12 protein-coding genes and 1 pseudogene are annotated in these 16,235 nt (G+C 74.0%); 7 read left to right on the forward strand and 6 right to left on the reverse strand.

The window, feature by feature from the left end; translation table 11 throughout:
- Positions 1–3 precede the first annotated feature (3 nt).
- The 3 genes from ABZ312_RS24050 to ABZ312_RS24060 form a co-directional block, all read right to left on the reverse strand.
- On the reverse strand, positions 4–2,121 hold the full coding sequence (locus tag ABZ312_RS24050) for a bifunctional polysaccharide deacetylase/glycosyltransferase family 2 protein (protein ID WP_500322213.1): 2,118 nt from the start codon (positions 2,119–2,121) through the stop codon (positions 4–6).
- On the reverse strand, positions 2,118–2,771 hold the full coding sequence (locus tag ABZ312_RS24055; protein WP_500438745.1) for a hypothetical protein: 654 nt from the start codon (positions 2,769–2,771) through the stop codon (positions 2,118–2,120). Before ABZ312_RS24055 ends, ABZ312_RS24050 begins: the two co-directional genes overlap by 4 nt.
- Before the next feature lie 113 nt (positions 2,772–2,884).
- Entirely contained in the window at positions 2,885–3,661 is a 777-nt protein-coding gene (locus ABZ312_RS24060; RefSeq protein ID WP_500360968.1) for an SDR family oxidoreductase, read from the reverse strand.
- Between the two features lie 34 nt (positions 3,662–3,695).
- Here ABZ312_RS24060 and ABZ312_RS24065 point away from each other — a divergent pair, with 34 nt between their 5' ends.
- Together ABZ312_RS24065 and ABZ312_RS24070 are read left to right on the forward strand one after the other, a co-directional pair.
- On the forward strand, positions 3,696–4,010 hold the full coding sequence (locus tag ABZ312_RS24065) for a 4a-hydroxytetrahydrobiopterin dehydratase (RefSeq protein WP_500322217.1): 315 nt from the start codon (positions 3,696–3,698) through the stop codon (positions 4,008–4,010).
- Between the two features lie 631 nt (positions 4,011–4,641).
- Complete coding sequence (locus ABZ312_RS24070; RefSeq protein WP_500322218.1) at positions 4,642–6,285, forward strand: alkaline phosphatase D family protein; 1,644 nt, start codon at positions 4,642–4,644, stop codon at positions 6,283–6,285.
- Between the two features lie 5 nt (positions 6,286–6,290).
- On the opposite strand, the gene ABZ312_RS24075 is transcribed toward ABZ312_RS24070, so the two are convergent.
- Positions 6,291–7,301, reverse strand: coding sequence for a Gfo/Idh/MocA family protein (locus tag ABZ312_RS24075; RefSeq protein WP_500322220.1), 1,011 nt, complete (start codon positions 7,299–7,301; stop codon positions 6,291–6,293).
- A gap of 81 nt (positions 7,302–7,382) precedes the next feature.
- On the opposite strand from ABZ312_RS24075, the gene ABZ312_RS24080 reads away from it, so the two are divergent.
- The 5 genes and pseudogenes from ABZ312_RS24080 (at position 7,383) to metG (ending at position 14,200) form a co-directional block, all read left to right on the forward strand.
- A complete protein-coding gene (locus tag ABZ312_RS24080) occupies positions 7,383–8,675 on the forward strand; it encodes a multidrug effflux MFS transporter (RefSeq protein ID WP_500358040.1) in 1,293 nt (430 codons plus the stop codon).
- A 38-nt stretch (positions 8,676–8,713) separates the two neighbouring features.
- Positions 8,714–8,911 carry a hypothetical protein gene (locus tag ABZ312_RS24085; RefSeq protein ID WP_499511571.1) on the forward strand — a complete coding sequence of 66 codons (198 nt, stop codon included), beginning with the start codon at positions 8,714–8,716 and terminating at the stop codon, positions 8,909–8,911.
- A pseudogene (locus ABZ312_RS24090) lies at positions 8,877–9,959 on the forward strand (serine hydrolase domain-containing protein); the annotation flags it as partial. The gene ABZ312_RS24085 and the pseudogene ABZ312_RS24090, both read left to right, overlap by 35 nt.
- A 251-nt stretch (positions 9,960–10,210) precedes the next feature.
- Positions 10,211–12,358, forward strand: coding sequence for a SpoIIE family protein phosphatase (locus ABZ312_RS24095; protein ID WP_500322223.1), 2,148 nt, complete (start codon positions 10,211–10,213; stop codon positions 12,356–12,358).
- 252 nt (positions 12,359–12,610) lie between these two features.
- Positions 12,611–14,200, forward strand: coding sequence for a methionine--tRNA ligase (gene metG / locus ABZ312_RS24100; RefSeq protein WP_500438746.1), 1,590 nt, complete (start codon positions 12,611–12,613; stop codon positions 14,198–14,200).
- A gap of 361 nt (positions 14,201–14,561) precedes the next feature.
- On the opposite strand, the gene ABZ312_RS24105 is transcribed toward metG, so the two are convergent.
- Positions 14,562–14,780: a TrfB-related DNA-binding protein gene (locus ABZ312_RS24105; protein WP_499511567.1), complete on the reverse strand. Its 219-nt coding sequence runs from the start codon at positions 14,778–14,780 to the stop codon at positions 14,562–14,564.
- 58 nt (positions 14,781–14,838) lie between these two features.
- A complete protein-coding gene (locus ABZ312_RS24110; RefSeq protein ID WP_500438747.1) occupies positions 14,839–16,110 on the reverse strand; it encodes an MFS transporter in 1,272 nt (423 codons plus the stop codon).
- Between the last annotated feature and the right edge of the window lie 125 nt (positions 16,111–16,235).

Below are 16,235 nucleotides of genomic sequence, written 5' to 3' on the forward strand. Positions count from 1 at the left end.
TGTTCAGACGCGGCCGGCGGTGCCGCTGCCGACGGTCGGCGCGCCGACCTCGCCGGTGCGCCGCAGTTTGTGCCAGCCCAGCCGGCCGCCGTTGACGGCCGTCACGCAGGACTGCAGCAGCACGAGGTACATCAACTGCCGGTACAGCACCTGCTGGAGGGGCAGCGGCCACAGGTCCCGCAGCGGTTCGCCGTCCAGCCGGAAGGCGTACGCCGCGCACGCGGCCTGCACGGCGAGCACGCCCGCCCACGCGAGCGCGGTGCGAAACGGGTCCATGAAGACCAGCCCGTAGATCGCGAACACGTCGATGAGCGGGGCCAGCAGCGGGGCGAGCACCTGGAAGAGGACGACGAGCGGCAGCCCGACCCGGCCGAAGCGGCCGGAGTGCCCGCGGTCCAGCACGGCGCCGCGGTGCTTCCACATCGCCTGCATGGTGCCGTAGCTCCAGCGGTAGCGCTGCTTCCACAACTGCCGTACCGAGGACGGCGCCTCGGTCCAGGCGCGGGCGCGCTCGGCGTACACCACGTGCCAGCCGGCCCGGTGCAGCGCCATCGTGACGTCCGTGTCCTCGGCGAGGGTCTCGTCGCTCATGCCGCCGACGTCGCGCAGCGCGTCCCGCCGGAAGGCGCCGCACGCGCCGGGGATGGTGGGCATGCAGCGCAGCAGGTCGTACATGCGCCGGTCGAGGTTGAAGCCCATCACATACTCGATGTGCTGCCAGCGCCCGATCATCCGGGTGCGGTTGCCGACCTTGGCGTTGCCCGCGACCGCGCCGACCCGCGGGTCGCCGAAGGGCTGCACCAGTTCGCGGACGGTGGCCGGCTCGAAGACCGTGTCGCCGTCCATCATCACGATCAGGTCGTGCCGGGCGTGCGCCACACCGTTGTTGAGCGCCGCGGGCTTGCCGCTGTTGGGCTGCCGCACGAGGGTGACGCCGGGCAGGTCAAGGGCCTCGACGATGTCGGCGGTGCCGTCGGTCGAGCCGTCGTCCACGACCACGATCTCCACGGGATGGTCGCTCGTGGCGAGGGAGTTCACCGTGTGGGTGATGCACTCCTTCTCGTTGTACGCGGGGACGATGACGCTCACCGGTTCGGTGACCGCCGGCCCCCAGCGGAAGCCGGGCGCCCGGCGCTGCCGCGCGTGCCGGCGCGCCAGCACCAGCATCGCGGCGAACCGGGCCAGCACCAGCAGGCCCACCCCGGCGAGGAGGACGGCGAGCGCCGGCACCGCTGCCTCGGAGACCTCCACCGCGGCGACGAAGACCCGTCCCTTCCACAGCTCCGAGCCGCTGACCTTGTCGTTGGTGGACGTGGCGCCGACCGCCTCGCCCACCGTGGCGAAGCGGTAGCCGCGCTCCTTGAGCAGCGGGACCAGCCGGTCCAGCGCCGCCACGGTCTGCGAGCGGTCGCCGCCGGCGTCGTGCATGAGCACGATCGCGCCCTCGCCCGGCTTCGCCGGCACGGAGGCGTCGACGATCGCCCGCACACCGGGCCGTCGCCAGTCCTCGGCGTCGCGGTCGATGAAGGCGGCCACGTAGCCCTGCTTGCCGACCCGCTGGACGACCGGCCAGGACAGGTCGTCCAGCGCGTCGGCGGTCGAGGAGTACGGCGGGCGGAAGAGGGAGGCGTGGATGCCGGCGGCCCCCGCGAGCGCCAGCTGGGTCTGGGACAGCTCCCGGTCGATCCGCCCCGGCGACTGGTACACCAGGTCGGGGTGGGAGAAGGTGTGCACGCCGATCTCGTGGCCCTCGGCGACCATCCGCCGGATCAGCGCGGGGTGCCGGGCGGCCATGCCGCCGGTCACGAAGAAGGTGGCGCGTACGTGTTGCCGCTTGAGCACGTCCAGCACCTCCGGCGTCCAGACCGGGTCGGGTCCGTCGTCGAAGGTGAGGGCGATGGTGCGGTCCGGGGTGCGGTACGAGCGGGGCCTGTCACCGGTGGTGTCGACGACCGGGCCGCCCTCCAGCACCGCCTCCGGCACCTTGTCCGCCGAGACCGGCGGGTGGACCCGGTGGTCGGCCTCGAAGTCGCCGCGTACGTAGCCGCCGAGCAGCAGGACACAGACGAGCACCACGAGGGCGAGCAGGGGTATGACGAGGCGGGGGCGCAGGGCGGTCACTGGCCGCCCTGCGGCTGCTGGTCGACGGGGCCGTCGGAGGCGCCCGGGGCGGGGGAGGCGGAACCGCTGGGCTGCCCCGACGGGGAGCCGGACGGCGCCGGTTCGGTCGCCGTCGCCCCGGTGGTCGGGGTCGCTCCGGTGGTCGGGCTGCCCGCCGTCGCCCGCGGGGTGGCGGGGGCGCCGCCGCCCTTGGCCGGGCGCTTGGTCGGGGAGGCGCTGGGGCTGGGGGAGGACGGGGGGCCGGCCGTCCCGGACGGGGACGGCGCGGCCGCCGCCCCCGCCCGGAGGAAGCCCGCCGTCACCGGGGGTGCTGCGGCCTGGTCGGCCGGTACGTCGAGTTCCCCCGTCCCCGAGGAGCCCGCGTCGTCCGGCGCTGTGCTCGGCACCCCCGGCAGCGGCAGCAGCGTCTTCGGCGCGATCGGCGTCGCGCCGGAGAGGCTGAGTGCCAGCGCCGCCGTGTAGACGGAGCATGCCGCGCCGACCAGCCAGCCGGCCCTGCGTACTGCACGGGCCCGTCTCCCGCTGGAATCGACGAACACGGGGCCGGGCAGCGCTATCAGCTCGGTCTCCGGCTCGGGGGGCCCGGCCTCGGACCCGACATCGTCTGCGGGCGTTTCTGACCATACGTCGCGGTGGTGCTTGGAGAGCATGCCGCAACGTAACGCGACGCAAGCAGTCCTATGGGACGTATTTCGGACTTGACCATTTCCGTGGGTGAAGTGGTCGAATTCGGCCGCGGGTGGCTGTGGCCCCCGCTGCGGCGTCAGCCGCGGCCGATGTACGGCATCGTCGTCGCCATCACCGTCGCGAACTGCACGTTCGACTCCAGCGGCAGCGCGGCCATGTGCGCGACGGTGCGGGCCACGTCGGCGACGTCCATCCGGGGCTCGGTCATCAGCCGCCCGTCCGCCTGCAGGGTGCCGGCCGCCATCCGCTCCGTCATCTCCGTGGCCGCGTTGCCGATGTCGATCTGCCCGCAGGCGATCCGGTACGGACGGCCGTCCAGTGACAGGGACTTCGTCAGCCCGGTGACGGCGTGCTTGGTCGCCGTGTACGCCACGCTCAGCGGCCGCGGCGCGTGCGCGGAGATCGACCCGTTGTTGATGATCCGGCCGCCCTGCGGCCGCTGCGCGCGCATCGTCCGGAAGGCGGCCTGCGCGCACAGGAACGCGCCGGTGAGGTTGACGTCGACGACGGCACGCCACTGCTCGAACGTCAGCTCGTCCACCGGCACGGCGGGCGCCCCCATCCCCGCGTTGTTGAACAGCAGGTCGACCCGGCCGAAGCGGGCGCCCACGGCGGCGAACAGCGCGTCCACCGCCTCCGGGCGGGTGACGTCCGTCGGGATGACCGCCACCGCCGCGTCCGGCAGCCCGTCGGCGGTCCCGCGCAGCGCCTCCTCCCGCCGGCCGGCCAGGGCCACGGCCCAGCCCGAGGACGCCAGTTCGCGTGCCACCGCCCGCCCGATGCCCGACCCGGCCCCGGTGACCACCGCGACCCGGTGCGCGGTGCCCGTTCCATTTCCCGCGATCTCAGTCATGGCTCCGCAGGGTATGCGGTGCCACGATGAAACCATGTCACCCTACGCCGACCCCCTGTCGCACAAGGAGATCGAGGACCGCCTCGCCGAGTTGCCCGGCTGGTCCCTCTCCGAGGACGGCGCGAGCCTGCTGCGCACGTACCGGCTGCCGCACATCCCGGCGGCGGTCTTCGTGATGCACATCGCCCAGATCCAGGACGAGCTGAACCACCACAGCGACCTGACGCTGGGTTACCAGTCGGTCGCCGTCTCCGTCACCACGCACGCGGCGGGCGGCCGGCTCACGGAGCGGGACTTCGGTCTGGCCCAACGCATCGAGGCCATCGCCCCGGCCCACGGGGCCGCGTAGCGGCAGGCCCGCGCGGGCGCGAGTGCCCCGTGGCGTGCGGGCCGGTGGGTGGTGTTGCCGGCGCGAGGCGGGGCGGTGGCGGCGGTGCGAGGGCCCGGGCCCGGGTGTGACAGGGGGCCGTATCGGCGGGTGTGCGCCCACGTGGTGTCCTGGTGGATGCCCTGATGACGGCCGGTCAAGCCGAGCGCAGACGCTTCGTGGCGTGCGGGCCGGTGGGTGGTGTTGCCGGCGCGAGGCGGGGCGGTGGTGGCGGGCGGCTCGGGTCCGGGTGCGGCAGGGGGCCGTATCGGCGCGCGTGCGCCCGGTTAGTGGCAGCCACAGGCCTTGACGGGCCGTCACCCCGTTGGCGGGGATGCGACCCGTGCGTGCCGTGTCCCCGGTCGGGGTGATCTTGATGGGCTGCCGGGGCGGGGGCGGGGCGCCCCCGGCTGCACACCCTCTGCCGTCCGGGAGCTTCCCGGACGGGGGGCTTCGCGTCGCGGGGGCGAGATGTCCCGGTTAGGGTGGCCGTTCCGGGTCGCGGAGCTGACGCGGCGTCAACAACGGACAGGGGCACCGTGGGCCGAACGGGGGGTTCCGGGAGTCCGTGTGCGCGACCGGGGCCACGCAACCCACCGCCAGGGAGGGACACGTGACGCACCCACAGGCCCGCAGCCGCCATGACCGCACGCTGCGCGCCGCGGCGGCGCTGCTCGACCGCCGCCGCTTCCTGACCGTCACGGGGGCCGCCGCGGCCCTCGCGTTCAGCACGAACCTGCCCGTCGCCGGTGCCGCGCAGGGGGCCGAGGCGCCGCCCGGGGCGCTGGCCGGGGACCCGTTCACGCTGGGTGTCGCGTCGGGCGACCCCACGCCTTCGGGCGTGGTGCTGTGGACCCGGCTCGCGCCGCGCCCGTACGAGCCGGCGCCGGGCGACGGACTGCCCGAGGCCCGCGTGCCCGTCCGGTGGGAGATCGCGCGGGACGACCGGTTCGCGCGGGTCGTCCGCCGCGGTACCGCCCTGGCGCACCCGGAGTTCGGCCACACCGTGCACGTCGACGTCCAGGGCCTCCAGCCGGACCGGGTGTACTACTACCGCTTCCGCGTGGGCCCCTGGATCAGCCCCCCGGGCCGTACCCGCACCGCCCCCGCGCCGGGCGCCCTCCCGTACGAGATGCGGCTGGCCGCGGTGAGCTGCCAGGCCTACCACGACGGGTACTTCACCGCGTTCGGTCACCTCGCGAACGAGGACGTCGACGCCGTCTTCCACCTGGGCGACTACCTCTACGAGTACGCCGTCAGCGCCACCGGCGGCGCCCGCGCCCTCACCGACCGCACCCTGCCGGAGTGGTTCGCCAAGGAGACGGTGACGCTGGAGGACTACCGCCTGCGCTACGCCCTCTACAAGTCCGACCCCGACCTGCAGGCCGCGCACGCCGCCTTCCCCTGGTTCGTGACCTGGGACGACCACGAGACCGAGAACAACTACGCGGGCGGCAGCGACGAGCACGGCGGCTCCGCCGACGCGTTCCTGGTCCGCCGCGCCGCCGCCTACCGGGCCTACTGGGAGAACCAGCCGCTGCGCCTCCCGCAGTTCCCCCGGGGCCCGGACATGACGCTCTACCGCCGCTTCCACTACGGACGGCTCGCGCAGTTCGACATCCTCGACACCCGCCAGTACCGCACCGACCAGGCGTACCGGGGCCGCTGGCACGACCCCGGGCCGCAGTCGCAGGACCCGGCGCGCACGATGACCGGGGCGACCCAGGAGCGCTGGCTGCTGGACGGCTTCGCCCGCTCGCACGCCGTCTGGAACGTGATCCCGCAGCAGGTGGTGTTCTCCCGGCGGAGGAACGCCGCCGCCGCCTCCCCGCTCAGCATGGACGCCTGGGACGGCTACCCGGCCTCCCGGGACCGCGTGCTGGCCGGGGCGGGAGCCGCCGGCATCGAGAACCTGCTGGTGCTCACCGGCGACGTGCACGTCCACTACGCGATGGACATCAAGGCCGACTGGGACGACCCCACCTCGCGCACCGTCGGCACGGAGCTGGTCACCAGCTCGATCAGCAGCGGCCGCAACGGCTCCCCGCGCCCGTCCAACTGGTCGTCGCTCCTGGCCGCCAACCCGCACCTGCGGTTCTACGACGGGCGCCGCGGCTACGTGACCGTCCGGCTGGACGCCGAGGAGGCGCGGGCCGACTTCAAGACCGTCGACTCCGTGACCACCCCTGGCGCCGACCTGACCACCGCGGCGTCCTTCGTGACCGAGGCCGGGGACCCCGGTCTGCGGGAGACCTGAGGGGCTCAGTCCTCACCGGGGTAGCGAACGCCGATGCGGTCCCGGACCGTGTCGAGCGTCCGCATGACGGCGAGGCTGCCCTCCAGCGGTACGAGCGGGGACTCCCGCTCGCCCGCGCGCAGGCAGCGCATGACCTCGGCCGCCTCGTGCTGCAGCCCGCGCAGTCCGTCGTCCGGGGCGCCGAACTCCTGCGGCTCGCGGCCCTCGCGGTGCAGCACGAAGCGGTCCGGGTGGAAGAAGCCGGCCGGAACCTCGATCCGTCCCGCGGAGCCGGTGACCACCGCGGTCTGGGCGGTGTCGGCGGTGAGGGAGCAGCTGAGCACCGCCATGGCGCCGCTGTCGTACCCGAGCAGCATGCCGGTGTTGTCGTCCACACCGTGCTCGGTCAGGTGGGCCCAGGCCTGGACCTCGTCGGGCTCACCGAGCAGCAGGTGGGCGAAGGACACCGGGTAGACGCCCAGGTCCAGCAGGGCGCCGCCGCCGAGGGCCGGGTCGAGCAGCCGGTGGCCGGGCTCGAAGGGACCGGCGAGGCCGAAGTCCGCGTGCACACTGCGGACCTCGCCGACCGCCCCGTCCGCGACCAGTTCGGTCAGCCGCCGCACCACGGGGTTGCAGTAGGTCCACATGGCCTCCATCAGGAAGAGCCCGCGGGCTTTGGCGAGGTCGGCCAGCTCGCGCGCCTCGACCGCGTTGACGGTGAACGGCTTCTCGCACAGCACCGACCGTCCGGCCCGCAGGCACAGCCCGGCCGCGACGCGGTGCGCCGAGTGCGGGGTGGCGACGTACACCACGTCGACGCCGTCGTCGTCGGCGAGTTCGGTCCAGCTGCCGTACGCGCGCGGGATGTCGAAGCGGTCCGCGAAGGCGCGCGCGGAGGCGAGGCTGCGCGAGCCGACCGCGACGATCTCCGCGTCGTCCTTCATCTCCCGCAGGTCCTCGGCGAAGGACGCTGCGATGCCGCCGGTGGCCAGGATGCCCCAGCGCACTTTCCTACCGGAACCGACCGATTCCGTCATGAATCTGCCCCCACCTGGCCTCGACCACCTCGTGATTGCTGAGAGCATAGAGAACGATTCACACACCACGGAGAGAGACCCATGCCGGAAGCCGGCGCGACCCCGCCCGACCAGATATCCACACCGGGGCCGTCCATCCCGGTACGACGCGCCGGAGACGTCCCAGGAGCTCGCACCAGCCTGATGGTGACGTTCCTGCTCGGCGCGCTCAGCGCGCTTCCCGCGCTCTCCATGGACATGTACCTGCCGGCCCTGCCGCAGGTCACCGAGGACCTGCGCAGCCCGGCGGTCACGGTGCAGCTCACGCTCACCGCGTGCCTGCTCGGCCTCGCCCTCGGGCAGATGATCGTCGGCCCCATGAGCGACCGCTGGGGGCGCCGCCGCCCGCTGCTGGCCGGAATGGCGCTCTACGTCCTCGCCACCGCCGTCTGCGCCTTCGCGCCCACCACGGAACTGCTGATCGGCTTCCGGCTGCTGCAGGGCCTCACCGGCGCGGCGGGCATCGTGATCGCCCGCGCGATCGTCCGCGACCTGTACGACGGTGTCGCGATGGCGCGCTTCTTCTCCACCCTGATGCTGATCTCCGGGGTCGCGCCGATCGTCGCGCCGCTCATCGGCGGGCAGGTGCTGCGGATCACCGACTGGCGCGGGGTCTTCGTCGTGCTGACCGTGGTGGGCGTGCTGCTCACCCTCGTGGTGTGGCGCTGCCTGCCCGAGACGCTGCGTCCCGCGGACCGGCACGGCGGCGGGTTCGGCGCCACGCTGGGGGCGATGCGCGGGCTGCTGGCCGACCGGGCCTTCACCGGCTACATGCTCACCGGCGGCTTCACCTTCGCCGCGCTGTTCGCCTACGTCTCGGCGTCCTCGTTCGTCGTCCAGGAGATCTACGGCGCCTCGCCGCAGACCTACAGCCTGCTCTTCGGCCTCAACTCCGTCGGCCTGGTGGCGCTGGGCCAGGTCAACGGCAAGATCCTGGTCGGGCGGGTCAGCATGGACAAGGTCACCGGGGTGGGGCTGGCGGTGATCACGGTGGCCGCGGCCGTGCTGCTGGCGCTGACCGCGGGGTGGCTCGGGCCGGTGGGGCTGGTGCCGGTGGCCGCGGGGCTCTTCGTGCTGATGGCGGCGATGAGCCTGGTCCTGCCCAACACCAACGCGCTCGCGCTGATGCGCACCCGGCACGCCGCCGGCTCGGCCTCCGCGCTGCTCGGCACGACCTCCTTCCTGGTGGGCGCCGTCGCCTCGCCGCTCGTCGGGATCGCGGGCGAGCACACGGCGGTGCCGATGGCCCTGGTACAGCTGGGAAGCGTCCTGGCGGCCTGGGTCTGCTTCGCCGGGCTGTGCCGACCGTGGCGGCGTACTGTGGATGCACGGTGACACCTGCCGTCATTGCCGCGCCGAGTCAGGAGGCAGCGATGTCCGAGCCGATCGACGAGAGCAGGTGGGCCTGGAAGACTGCGGACAGTTGTCTGCACACCGGGTCCGAACACATGATCGATCCGGAGGACCTGGTCATGGCCTCCGGCCGTGAGCCGACGCCGGCCCTCATCGAGAAGGCCCGCAAGTTGCTGGAGGAGCATGGCCCCGCAGCTGTCGAGAGGTACCTCCCGTGAGGCGCAGCTGCGCGGCGACGAGCTGAGTCTGCTCGTCGAGGACATCACCCCATATCTCGAACCCGTGCCCCCCTCCGTGCACCCGTGGTGCGCGGGGGCGGTGGTCCTGGCGGGCCGCGGCGGGACGGTCGCACTCCACGAGGCCGTGGGCTGGGCGGTGCGCTACGCGTCCTACGACGAGGGCGCCGACCGCGGAGTGGAGCTGAGCCGCGAGCGATGGGTCCCGATGCGGCCGGACACGGTCTTCGACCTGGCCTCGCTGACCAAACTCTTCACCGCCGTCGTCGCGGTGGGCCGGCTGGAACTCGGCCGGGAGGTCGCGGCCTACGTGCCCGAGTTCGCCGCCGCGGGCAAGCAGCGCATCACCGTGGGACAACTCCTCGACCACACCTCCGGACTCCGTCCCGAACTGCCGTTCCACGACCACCCCGACGCCGAGGCCCGGGCGAAGCTGCTCTGGGAGGAGGCCCCGGTCGTCGCGCCCGGCACCGAGCGGATCTACTCCGACCTCAACCTCATCGCACTGCAGCACGTCCTGGAGCGGACCACCGGAGAGGCCCTCGACGCCCTCGTACGGGAGGACGTGACCGACCCGCTCGGGATGTACGACACCCGCTACAACCCGCCCGCCTCCTGGGCCCCGCGGATCGCCGCCACCGAGGACCAGCGCAGGCCCTGGGCGCGGCTGGACCGCGGCCCGCTCCGCGGGACGGTCCACGACGAGAACGCCCACGTCATGGGTGGTGTGGCCGGCCACGCGGGGCTGTTCTCCACCGCCTGGGACCTCGCCCTGTTCTGCCGTGCGCTGCTGGACGGCGGCGGCCCCTACCCCGGCTTCGAGCTGGACCGGCCCTGGTTCATGGGCGCCCTCGCGGGGCGCGGGGCGGCGGGCCACACCGGGTTCACCGGCACCAGCCTGGTGATCGACCCCGCCACCGACGGCTTCCTGGTGCTGCTCGCCAACTCCGTGCACCCGTGCCGTACCTGGCGGGACGGCAGCGTGCCCCGGGCGGCCGCGGGCACGCGGTTCGCGAAGGCGCTCGGCGTGGCGTGAGCCCGGTGGCGTGAGTCCCGTGGGGCCGCAGGGACGTACCGGGCACGGCGGGGCGGCGGGGGCAGCCGCCCGAAAGGTGCCGCATGCGGTTCATCGGGTAGTTTGGCAGCTGACGTGGGGTGGCGATCCCGGGCGGCCGCCGCGTCGGCCGGCCGGCCCCCACGGCGGAACGGAGGCGCAGGAGTCGATGGTCCCCGAGGTCAGGACGCGACCGGACCCGGCACCGGACGGGGGGCGGTGAGGGCATGCCGCCGGACCTCGCCGGTCTCGTCGCCGCGGACACCGGTCCGGCGCTGCTGGACTCCCCGCTGAGCCAGGTGGTGCGCGACACGGGCGCCTCCATGGGCCTGGTCTACCTGATGACCCCCGAGCAGGACCTGCTGCGGCTGGCGGTGGTCGTCGGCGTCTCGCGCAAGATCGATACGATCTGGGGCCGGGTGGCGTCCGGCGCCTCCAGCCCCATCGCCGACGCGGTGCGCGAACGACGCATGGTGCTGCTGTGCGGCCACGAGGACACCGCCCGGCTGTACCCCCGGCTCGCCCTGGTCCTGCCGTACGACTTCCCGCTCGCCGCGGCCCCGATCACCAGCGGCTCCACCATCTGGGGCGCGCTGTGTCTGGTGTGGCCGGGCGGGCATCCTGGGCGGATCCCCCGGCGGGCCCGGGAGGCGTACCGCGGGGCCTGCGACCGCATGGGCCGCCTCCTGCGCAGGGCCGCCGAGGACGGCGAGCCGGTGCTGCCCCCCGCCGAGCCGCGGGTGCTGCCCGCGCTCCGCACCCGCACCCACAGCCCGGCCGAGGCCCTGGCCGCCGCCGACCTCGCGGAACGGCTCCCGGAGGGCTCCTTGGCCCTGGACCTGGACGGCCGGATCACCTTCGTCACGGAGACCGCCGCCGCCCTGCTCGGGGCGGAGGTGCCCGACCTCCTGGGCACCGAGCCCTGGGAGCTGCTGTCCTGGCTGGACGACCCGGTCTTCGAGGACCGCTTCCGCAGCGCGATGATCAGCCGCCGGCCCGGCTCGGCCACGGCATTGCGCCCACCGGACCGCTGGCTCACCTTCGAGCTCTACCCGGACGGCACCGGCGTGAGCCTCCGCGTCACGCCCGCCCCCACGCCCGAGGCCGCGGACACCCCCGCGGCGCAGCTGCCCGCGGGCCCCACACCGGACCGGGCCATCGCCCTGTACCACCTGCTGCACATGTCGGCCACGCTCACCGAGGCCGTCGGCACGCAGGACGTCATCGACCTGGTCGTCGAGCAGATGCTGTCCGTCTTCGGCGTGCAGGCCGTGGCCCTGCTGACCACCGAGGAGGGACGACTGCGGATCATCGGGCACCGGGGCTACCACGAGGACTTCATGGAGTCCGTCGACGCCCAGCCGATGGACGTCGACAACCCGGCCGTGCGCGTCCTCAAGACCGGGGTCCCGAGCTTCTTCGCCAACGTCGACGAGTTCCTGCGGATCTACCCCGGCACGGTCGTCCGGGACCGCAAGGCCGCCTGGGCCTTCCTGCCCCTGATCACCTCGGGCCGGCCCGTCGGCTCCATGGCCCTGGCCTACGACCGCCCGCACCCCTTCTCCTCCGGCGAGCGCAGCGTCCTCATCTCGATCGCCGGCCTGGTCGCGCAGGCCCTGGACCGGGCGCGGCTGTACGACGCCGAGCACAACCTCGCCATCAGCCTGCAGGCACGGCTGCTGCCCCGCGCCCTGCCGGACGTCCCCGGCCTGGAGGTGGCCGCCCGCTACATGCCGGCCACCCGCGGCATCGACATCGGCGGCGACTTCTACGACGTGATCCGGCTCGACACGACCACCTGCGCCGTGACGATCGGCGACGTCCAGGGTCACAACGTGAACGCCGCCGCGCTCATGGGGGAGGTCCGCACCGCCGTCCGCGCCACCGCGGGCGCCTCCCCCAGCGAGGTGCTGGCCCGCTCCAACCGGCTGCTCGTCGACCTCGACCCCGGCCTGCTCGCCAGCTGCCTCTACGCCCAGCTGGACCTGGAACGGCACACCGCCTGCGTGGCCACCGCCGGACACCCGCCGCCGGTGCTGCGGCACCCGGACGGCACCACGGAGGTGCTGCCGCTGCCGCCCGGCCCGCTGCTGGGCGTCGACCCCGACGCCTGCTACCCGACGACGGAGATCGCGCTGCCGCCCGGCGCGGTGCTCGCGCTGTACACCGACGGTCTGGTGGAGACCCCGGGCGTCGACATCGACGTGTCCGCCGCCGACCTCGCGGCGCACCTCGCCCGGGCCGGCCCGGACGCCTCGATGGACGCCCTGGCCGACAGCCTCCTCGGGCACGCCCAGCGGTCCGGCCCGCGCAACGACGACATCGCCCTGCTGCTCACCCACGTGACGGGACGGCCGGCCGGGCCCGCGGTGTGACGACCCCTCAGGGAGTCGTCCCGCCCCACGCCGGGCGGCCCTTGCGCATCGCCTTCCTCGCGAAATGGTTCCGCGAACCGGGCGCCCCGGCTGCTAGCATCGGGGCATGATCGCGAACCCGTACCACCGGCAGATGATGGCCCCCGCCCGGGGCCGCTGACACCGGACGCGTCCGCGTCTTCCGAGGCCCCCACCGGGGCCTCGATCCTTTTGCGCGTCGGAGCCCCGCCACCGTCCTTCCCGGAGGTTCCGATGACCGCGCCCCAGGCTTCCCATTTCTACGTCACCACCACCATCCCGTACGTCAACGCCCGCCCCCACCTCGGCTTCGCGCTCGAACTGGTGCAGGCGGACGTGCTGGCACGGCACCACCGCCGACGCGGGGAACCGGTGCGCTACCTCAGCGGCACCGACGACAACTCGCTGAAGAACGTGCTGGCCGCCGAGGCCGAGGGCATCCCCGTCCAGGACCTCGTGGACCGCAACGCGGCCGCCTTCGCGGCCCTGGACGGCCCGCTCGCGCTCTCCCTGGACGACTTCATCCGCACCAGCCGCGACCCCCGCCACCGCACGGGCGTGGAGCGGCTCTGGCGCCGCTGCGCCGACGCGGGCGACCTCTACCGCGAGCACTACGAGGGCCTGTACTGCGTGGGCTGCGAGCAGTTCTACACGCCGGACGACCTGGTGGGCGGCCGCTGCGCCGAGCACGGCACCGAGCCGCAGACGGTCGCGGAGGAGAACTGGTTCTTCCGGCTGTCCCGGTACACCGACGAGCTGCGCGGGCTGATCGAGGACGGGCGGCTGCGCATCGAGCCGGCCGCGCGGCGCAACGAGGTGCTCGCCCTGCTTGCGCGCGGGCTGCGCGACTTCTCCGTCTCCCGGTCCCAGACCCGGGCCCGCGGCTGGGGCATCCCGGTGCCCGGCGACCCCGGGCAGGTGATCTACGTCTGGTGGGACGCGCTCGGCAACTACGTCACCAGCCTCGGCTACGGCGGCCCCGACGGGGAGCGCGACGCGGCGTACGGCCGGTGGTGGGCGGGCGACGGGCGGCGCGTGCACCTGGTGGGCAAGGGCGTGCTGCGCTTCCACGCCGTCTACTGGCCCGCGATGCTGCTGTCGGCGGGGCTGCCGCTGCCGACGGACATCCTCGTCCACGACTACCTGACGGTGGAGGGGCGGAAGATCAGCAAGTCGGCGGGCACCACCGTCGACCCGGAGGAACTGACCGCCGAGCACGGCACCGACGCGGTGCGCTGGTGGCTGCTGCGCGAGGTGCCGCGGGTCGGAGACGCCGACTTCACGCGCGAACGGCTGGTCGCCCGCGCCGACGCGGACCTCGCCGGCGGGCTCGGCAACCTGGTGCACCGGGTGGTGACGATGGTCCACCGGTTCCGTGACGGCGTCGTCCCGGAGGCGGGCGGGCCCGGAGAGCCGGGCACGGAGGCCTTGCTGACGGCATGTCGGGAAACGCCGGACGCCGTCGCGGCGGCGCTGCACGACGTGGACTTCCGGCGTGCCACGGCCGCCGTCTGGCGGATCGTCGATGAGGCCAACCGCTGCATCGACGAGACCCGGCCCTGGGAGCTGGCCCGCGCCGAACGCCGGCACCGCAACGCCTCCGCCGGCCGCCGCCTGGACGGGGTGCTGGCCGCCCTCGTGCACGCCTGCCGTGCACTCGCCGGTGAGCTGGAGCCCTTCCTGCCGGGTGCCGCGGCCCTGATCGCGCAGCGCTGCACGGCCGGGGACGACGGCCGCCTCCCGTCCCCCGCACCGCTGTTCCCCCAGTCCGGCACGGCGAAAGCCGCCCCGGCCGCGGCCCCGGCGGCACGGGCGACGGGCTGACCGCGGAGGGCCTTCGGTGTGGAGGCGGCTCGCGGGCCGTGGGCGGCGCGTGTCCGGGCTCCGGAGCGGGTGGCCGCTCCCGTGGTGCCCGTCCCGTCGCCGCCCGCGGATGCGGTGGCCGCTGCCGCGCCCTCGCTGCGTGGGGGCGCGCCGTAGGACGGGCCGCGGCACCAGGGTGTGAACGCCGGGCCCGGGCAAGCGCGCCGAGGTCGTGTCGTCACATGAGCTCCCCCGGCTCCGCTGGGAGGTGCCCCCAGGTGCGGTGCATCGCAAGGCGGAGAGTCGTCCTCGTAGTGGGCTACTCGGACGATTCGACAACTCCCCCGGCCGCAGGTTGGGGGAGGGCATGTGACGCCACGGCCTAACCCGCCAGCATCTTCTGGATCGCCTGCCGCGTCACCCCGAGCTCCCGTGCGATGTCGGCCTGCGACACGCCCTGGCCGATCAGGTCCTGCATCAACTCGCGCCGCTCGGCGGCGAACTGCTGGGCGAGACGGGCATGGTGGATGGCCTGCGCCCGCACCTCCTTGATGCGGCGGAGGGCAGGCTCGTGCGCGGAGAGGTCCCTGGTGTCTGCCATGCCCACAGGGTGACAACCCGGGGTTGTCGCTGTCAACCCCCTGTTGTCTGCCCCCGGTTCAGGTCGTGGCGGGTTTCCCCGAGGGCTCGGACTCCTCCCGTCCGTCCGCCCGGCCGGGGCGGGTCGCCGTGGACGGCAGGGCACGCCAGGGCAGGAGCAGGGCGCTGGCCAGGCACAGCACGCCCGCGACGACGATCGCCACGCGCACGCCCCCCACGGCGGCGATGGCGCCGCCGGCCAGCATGGACAGGGGCTGGGCCGTCTTGGAGCTCACCGACCACGCGGTCACCACCCGGGTCATGACGCCGTCGTCCGTGGCGGCCATGCGGTACGTGATGAACGACGGGTTGAAGACCCCGGCGGCCAGCAGCAGGAAGGTGTCGGCGGTGACCAGGACGACGGGCCCGAGGGGACCGGGCGGCGCCCAGGCGAGCAGCAGGAGCCAGGGGGTGCGCAGCACCCCGAACAGCAGCAGCACCCGGTGCGGGCCGAGCCTGCCGGTCAGCGGGGCGGTGAGGCGGGAGCCCAGGACACCGCCGAGGCACGGCAGCCCCAGCGCCAGGCCGTACTGCCACGGGGTGAAGTGGAGTTCGCGGAGCATCAGGACGGCCAGCAGCGGGTTGCTCATCATGATGGACCCGCCGAAGAGCATGGCGTTCCAGAAGAGCGGCCGCAGTCCGCGGTGCCCCAGGACGTAGGTCCAGCCGGCCACCAGGTCCCGGCCGCGGCCGTGCGACCCGGCCCGGGCCGGGGGCTCCGGTTCGGGGCCGCGGATCCGGCGGACGCCCAGCGCGGACAGCAGGAAGGAGACCGCGTCCACGGCCAGGGTGATCGTCGCCCCGAAGGCGGTGACGAGCAGTCCGCCGACCGGCGGCCCCGCGCTCAGGCTGAGCCAGTCGGTGGTCTCCAGCCGCGAGGCCGCCCGGAGACGGTCCCCCGGCGGGACGAGGCCCTTGAGGTGCGCGGTGCTTGCCGCGCCGAACACGATGGCCGCGGCCGCCTGGACGATGCCCACCAGGCACAACTGCGCGAAGGTGAGCACGCCGAGGGCCGCCGCGACCGGGACGCTGAGCAGCACGAGGCAGCGGAGCAGATCTGCGGTGATCATGACCGGCCGTTTACGGCGGTGTTCGATGCGGCCGCCCAGGGGGAGGGTGATGGCGGCGCCCGCGAGCGCCGACAGCGCCGCGAGGAGGGAGACCTGGAAGGTCGTGACGTCCAGCGCCAGGACGGCCACCAGCGGCAGGGCCCCGGAGCCGACCGCGCTCCCCGCCGCGCTCACCGCGTAGGCGCCCCACAGGCGGCCGAAGTCACGTCGTGCGTCCGTCACTTGCTCATCCGGCGAGGCCATGACGGCGGAGCCTAGGTGTTCTGTCCCGGGAGGTTGTGGACGGGTGATGCAGGTCTCGGTTGAGGGATCTTGAAATGGGTGAGGGCCTTCTGGCCTGGTGTGGA

Origin of the sequence: Streptomyces sp. NPDC006207 (assembly GCF_040613835.1) — a bacterium.
GTDB lineage: Bacteria > Actinomycetota > Actinomycetes > Streptomycetales > Streptomycetaceae > Actinacidiphila.

Bases quoted from the DNA above. Each gene is read 5' to 3' on its own strand.
- ABZ312_RS24055 (WP_500438745.1), bottom strand. From the start codon at position 2,771: ATGCTCTCCAAGCACCACCGCGACGTATGGTCAGAAACGCCCGCAGAC.
- ABZ312_RS24060 (WP_500360968.1), bottom strand. From the start codon at position 3,661: ATGACTGAGATCGCGGGAAATGGAACGGGCACCGCGCACCGGGTCGCG.
- ABZ312_RS24065 (WP_500322217.1), top strand. From the start codon at position 3,696: ATGTCACCCTACGCCGACCCCCTGTCGCACAAGGAGATCGAGGACCGC.
- ABZ312_RS24075 (WP_500322220.1), bottom strand. From the start codon at position 7,301: ATGACGGAATCGGTCGGTTCCGGTAGGAAAGTGCGCTGGGGCATCCTG.
- ABZ312_RS24080 (WP_500358040.1), top strand. From the start codon at position 7,383: ATGCCGGAAGCCGGCGCGACCCCGCCCGACCAGATATCCACACCGGGG.
- ABZ312_RS24085 (WP_499511571.1), top strand. From the start codon at position 8,714: ATGTCCGAGCCGATCGACGAGAGCAGGTGGGCCTGGAAGACTGCGGAC.
- ABZ312_RS24095 (WP_500322223.1), top strand. From the start codon at position 10,211: ATGCCGCCGGACCTCGCCGGTCTCGTCGCCGCGGACACCGGTCCGGCG.
- metG (WP_500438746.1), top strand. From the start codon at position 12,611: ATGACCGCGCCCCAGGCTTCCCATTTCTACGTCACCACCACCATCCCG.
- ABZ312_RS24105 (WP_499511567.1), bottom strand. From the start codon at position 14,780: ATGGCAGACACCAGGGACCTCTCCGCGCACGAGCCTGCCCTCCGCCGC.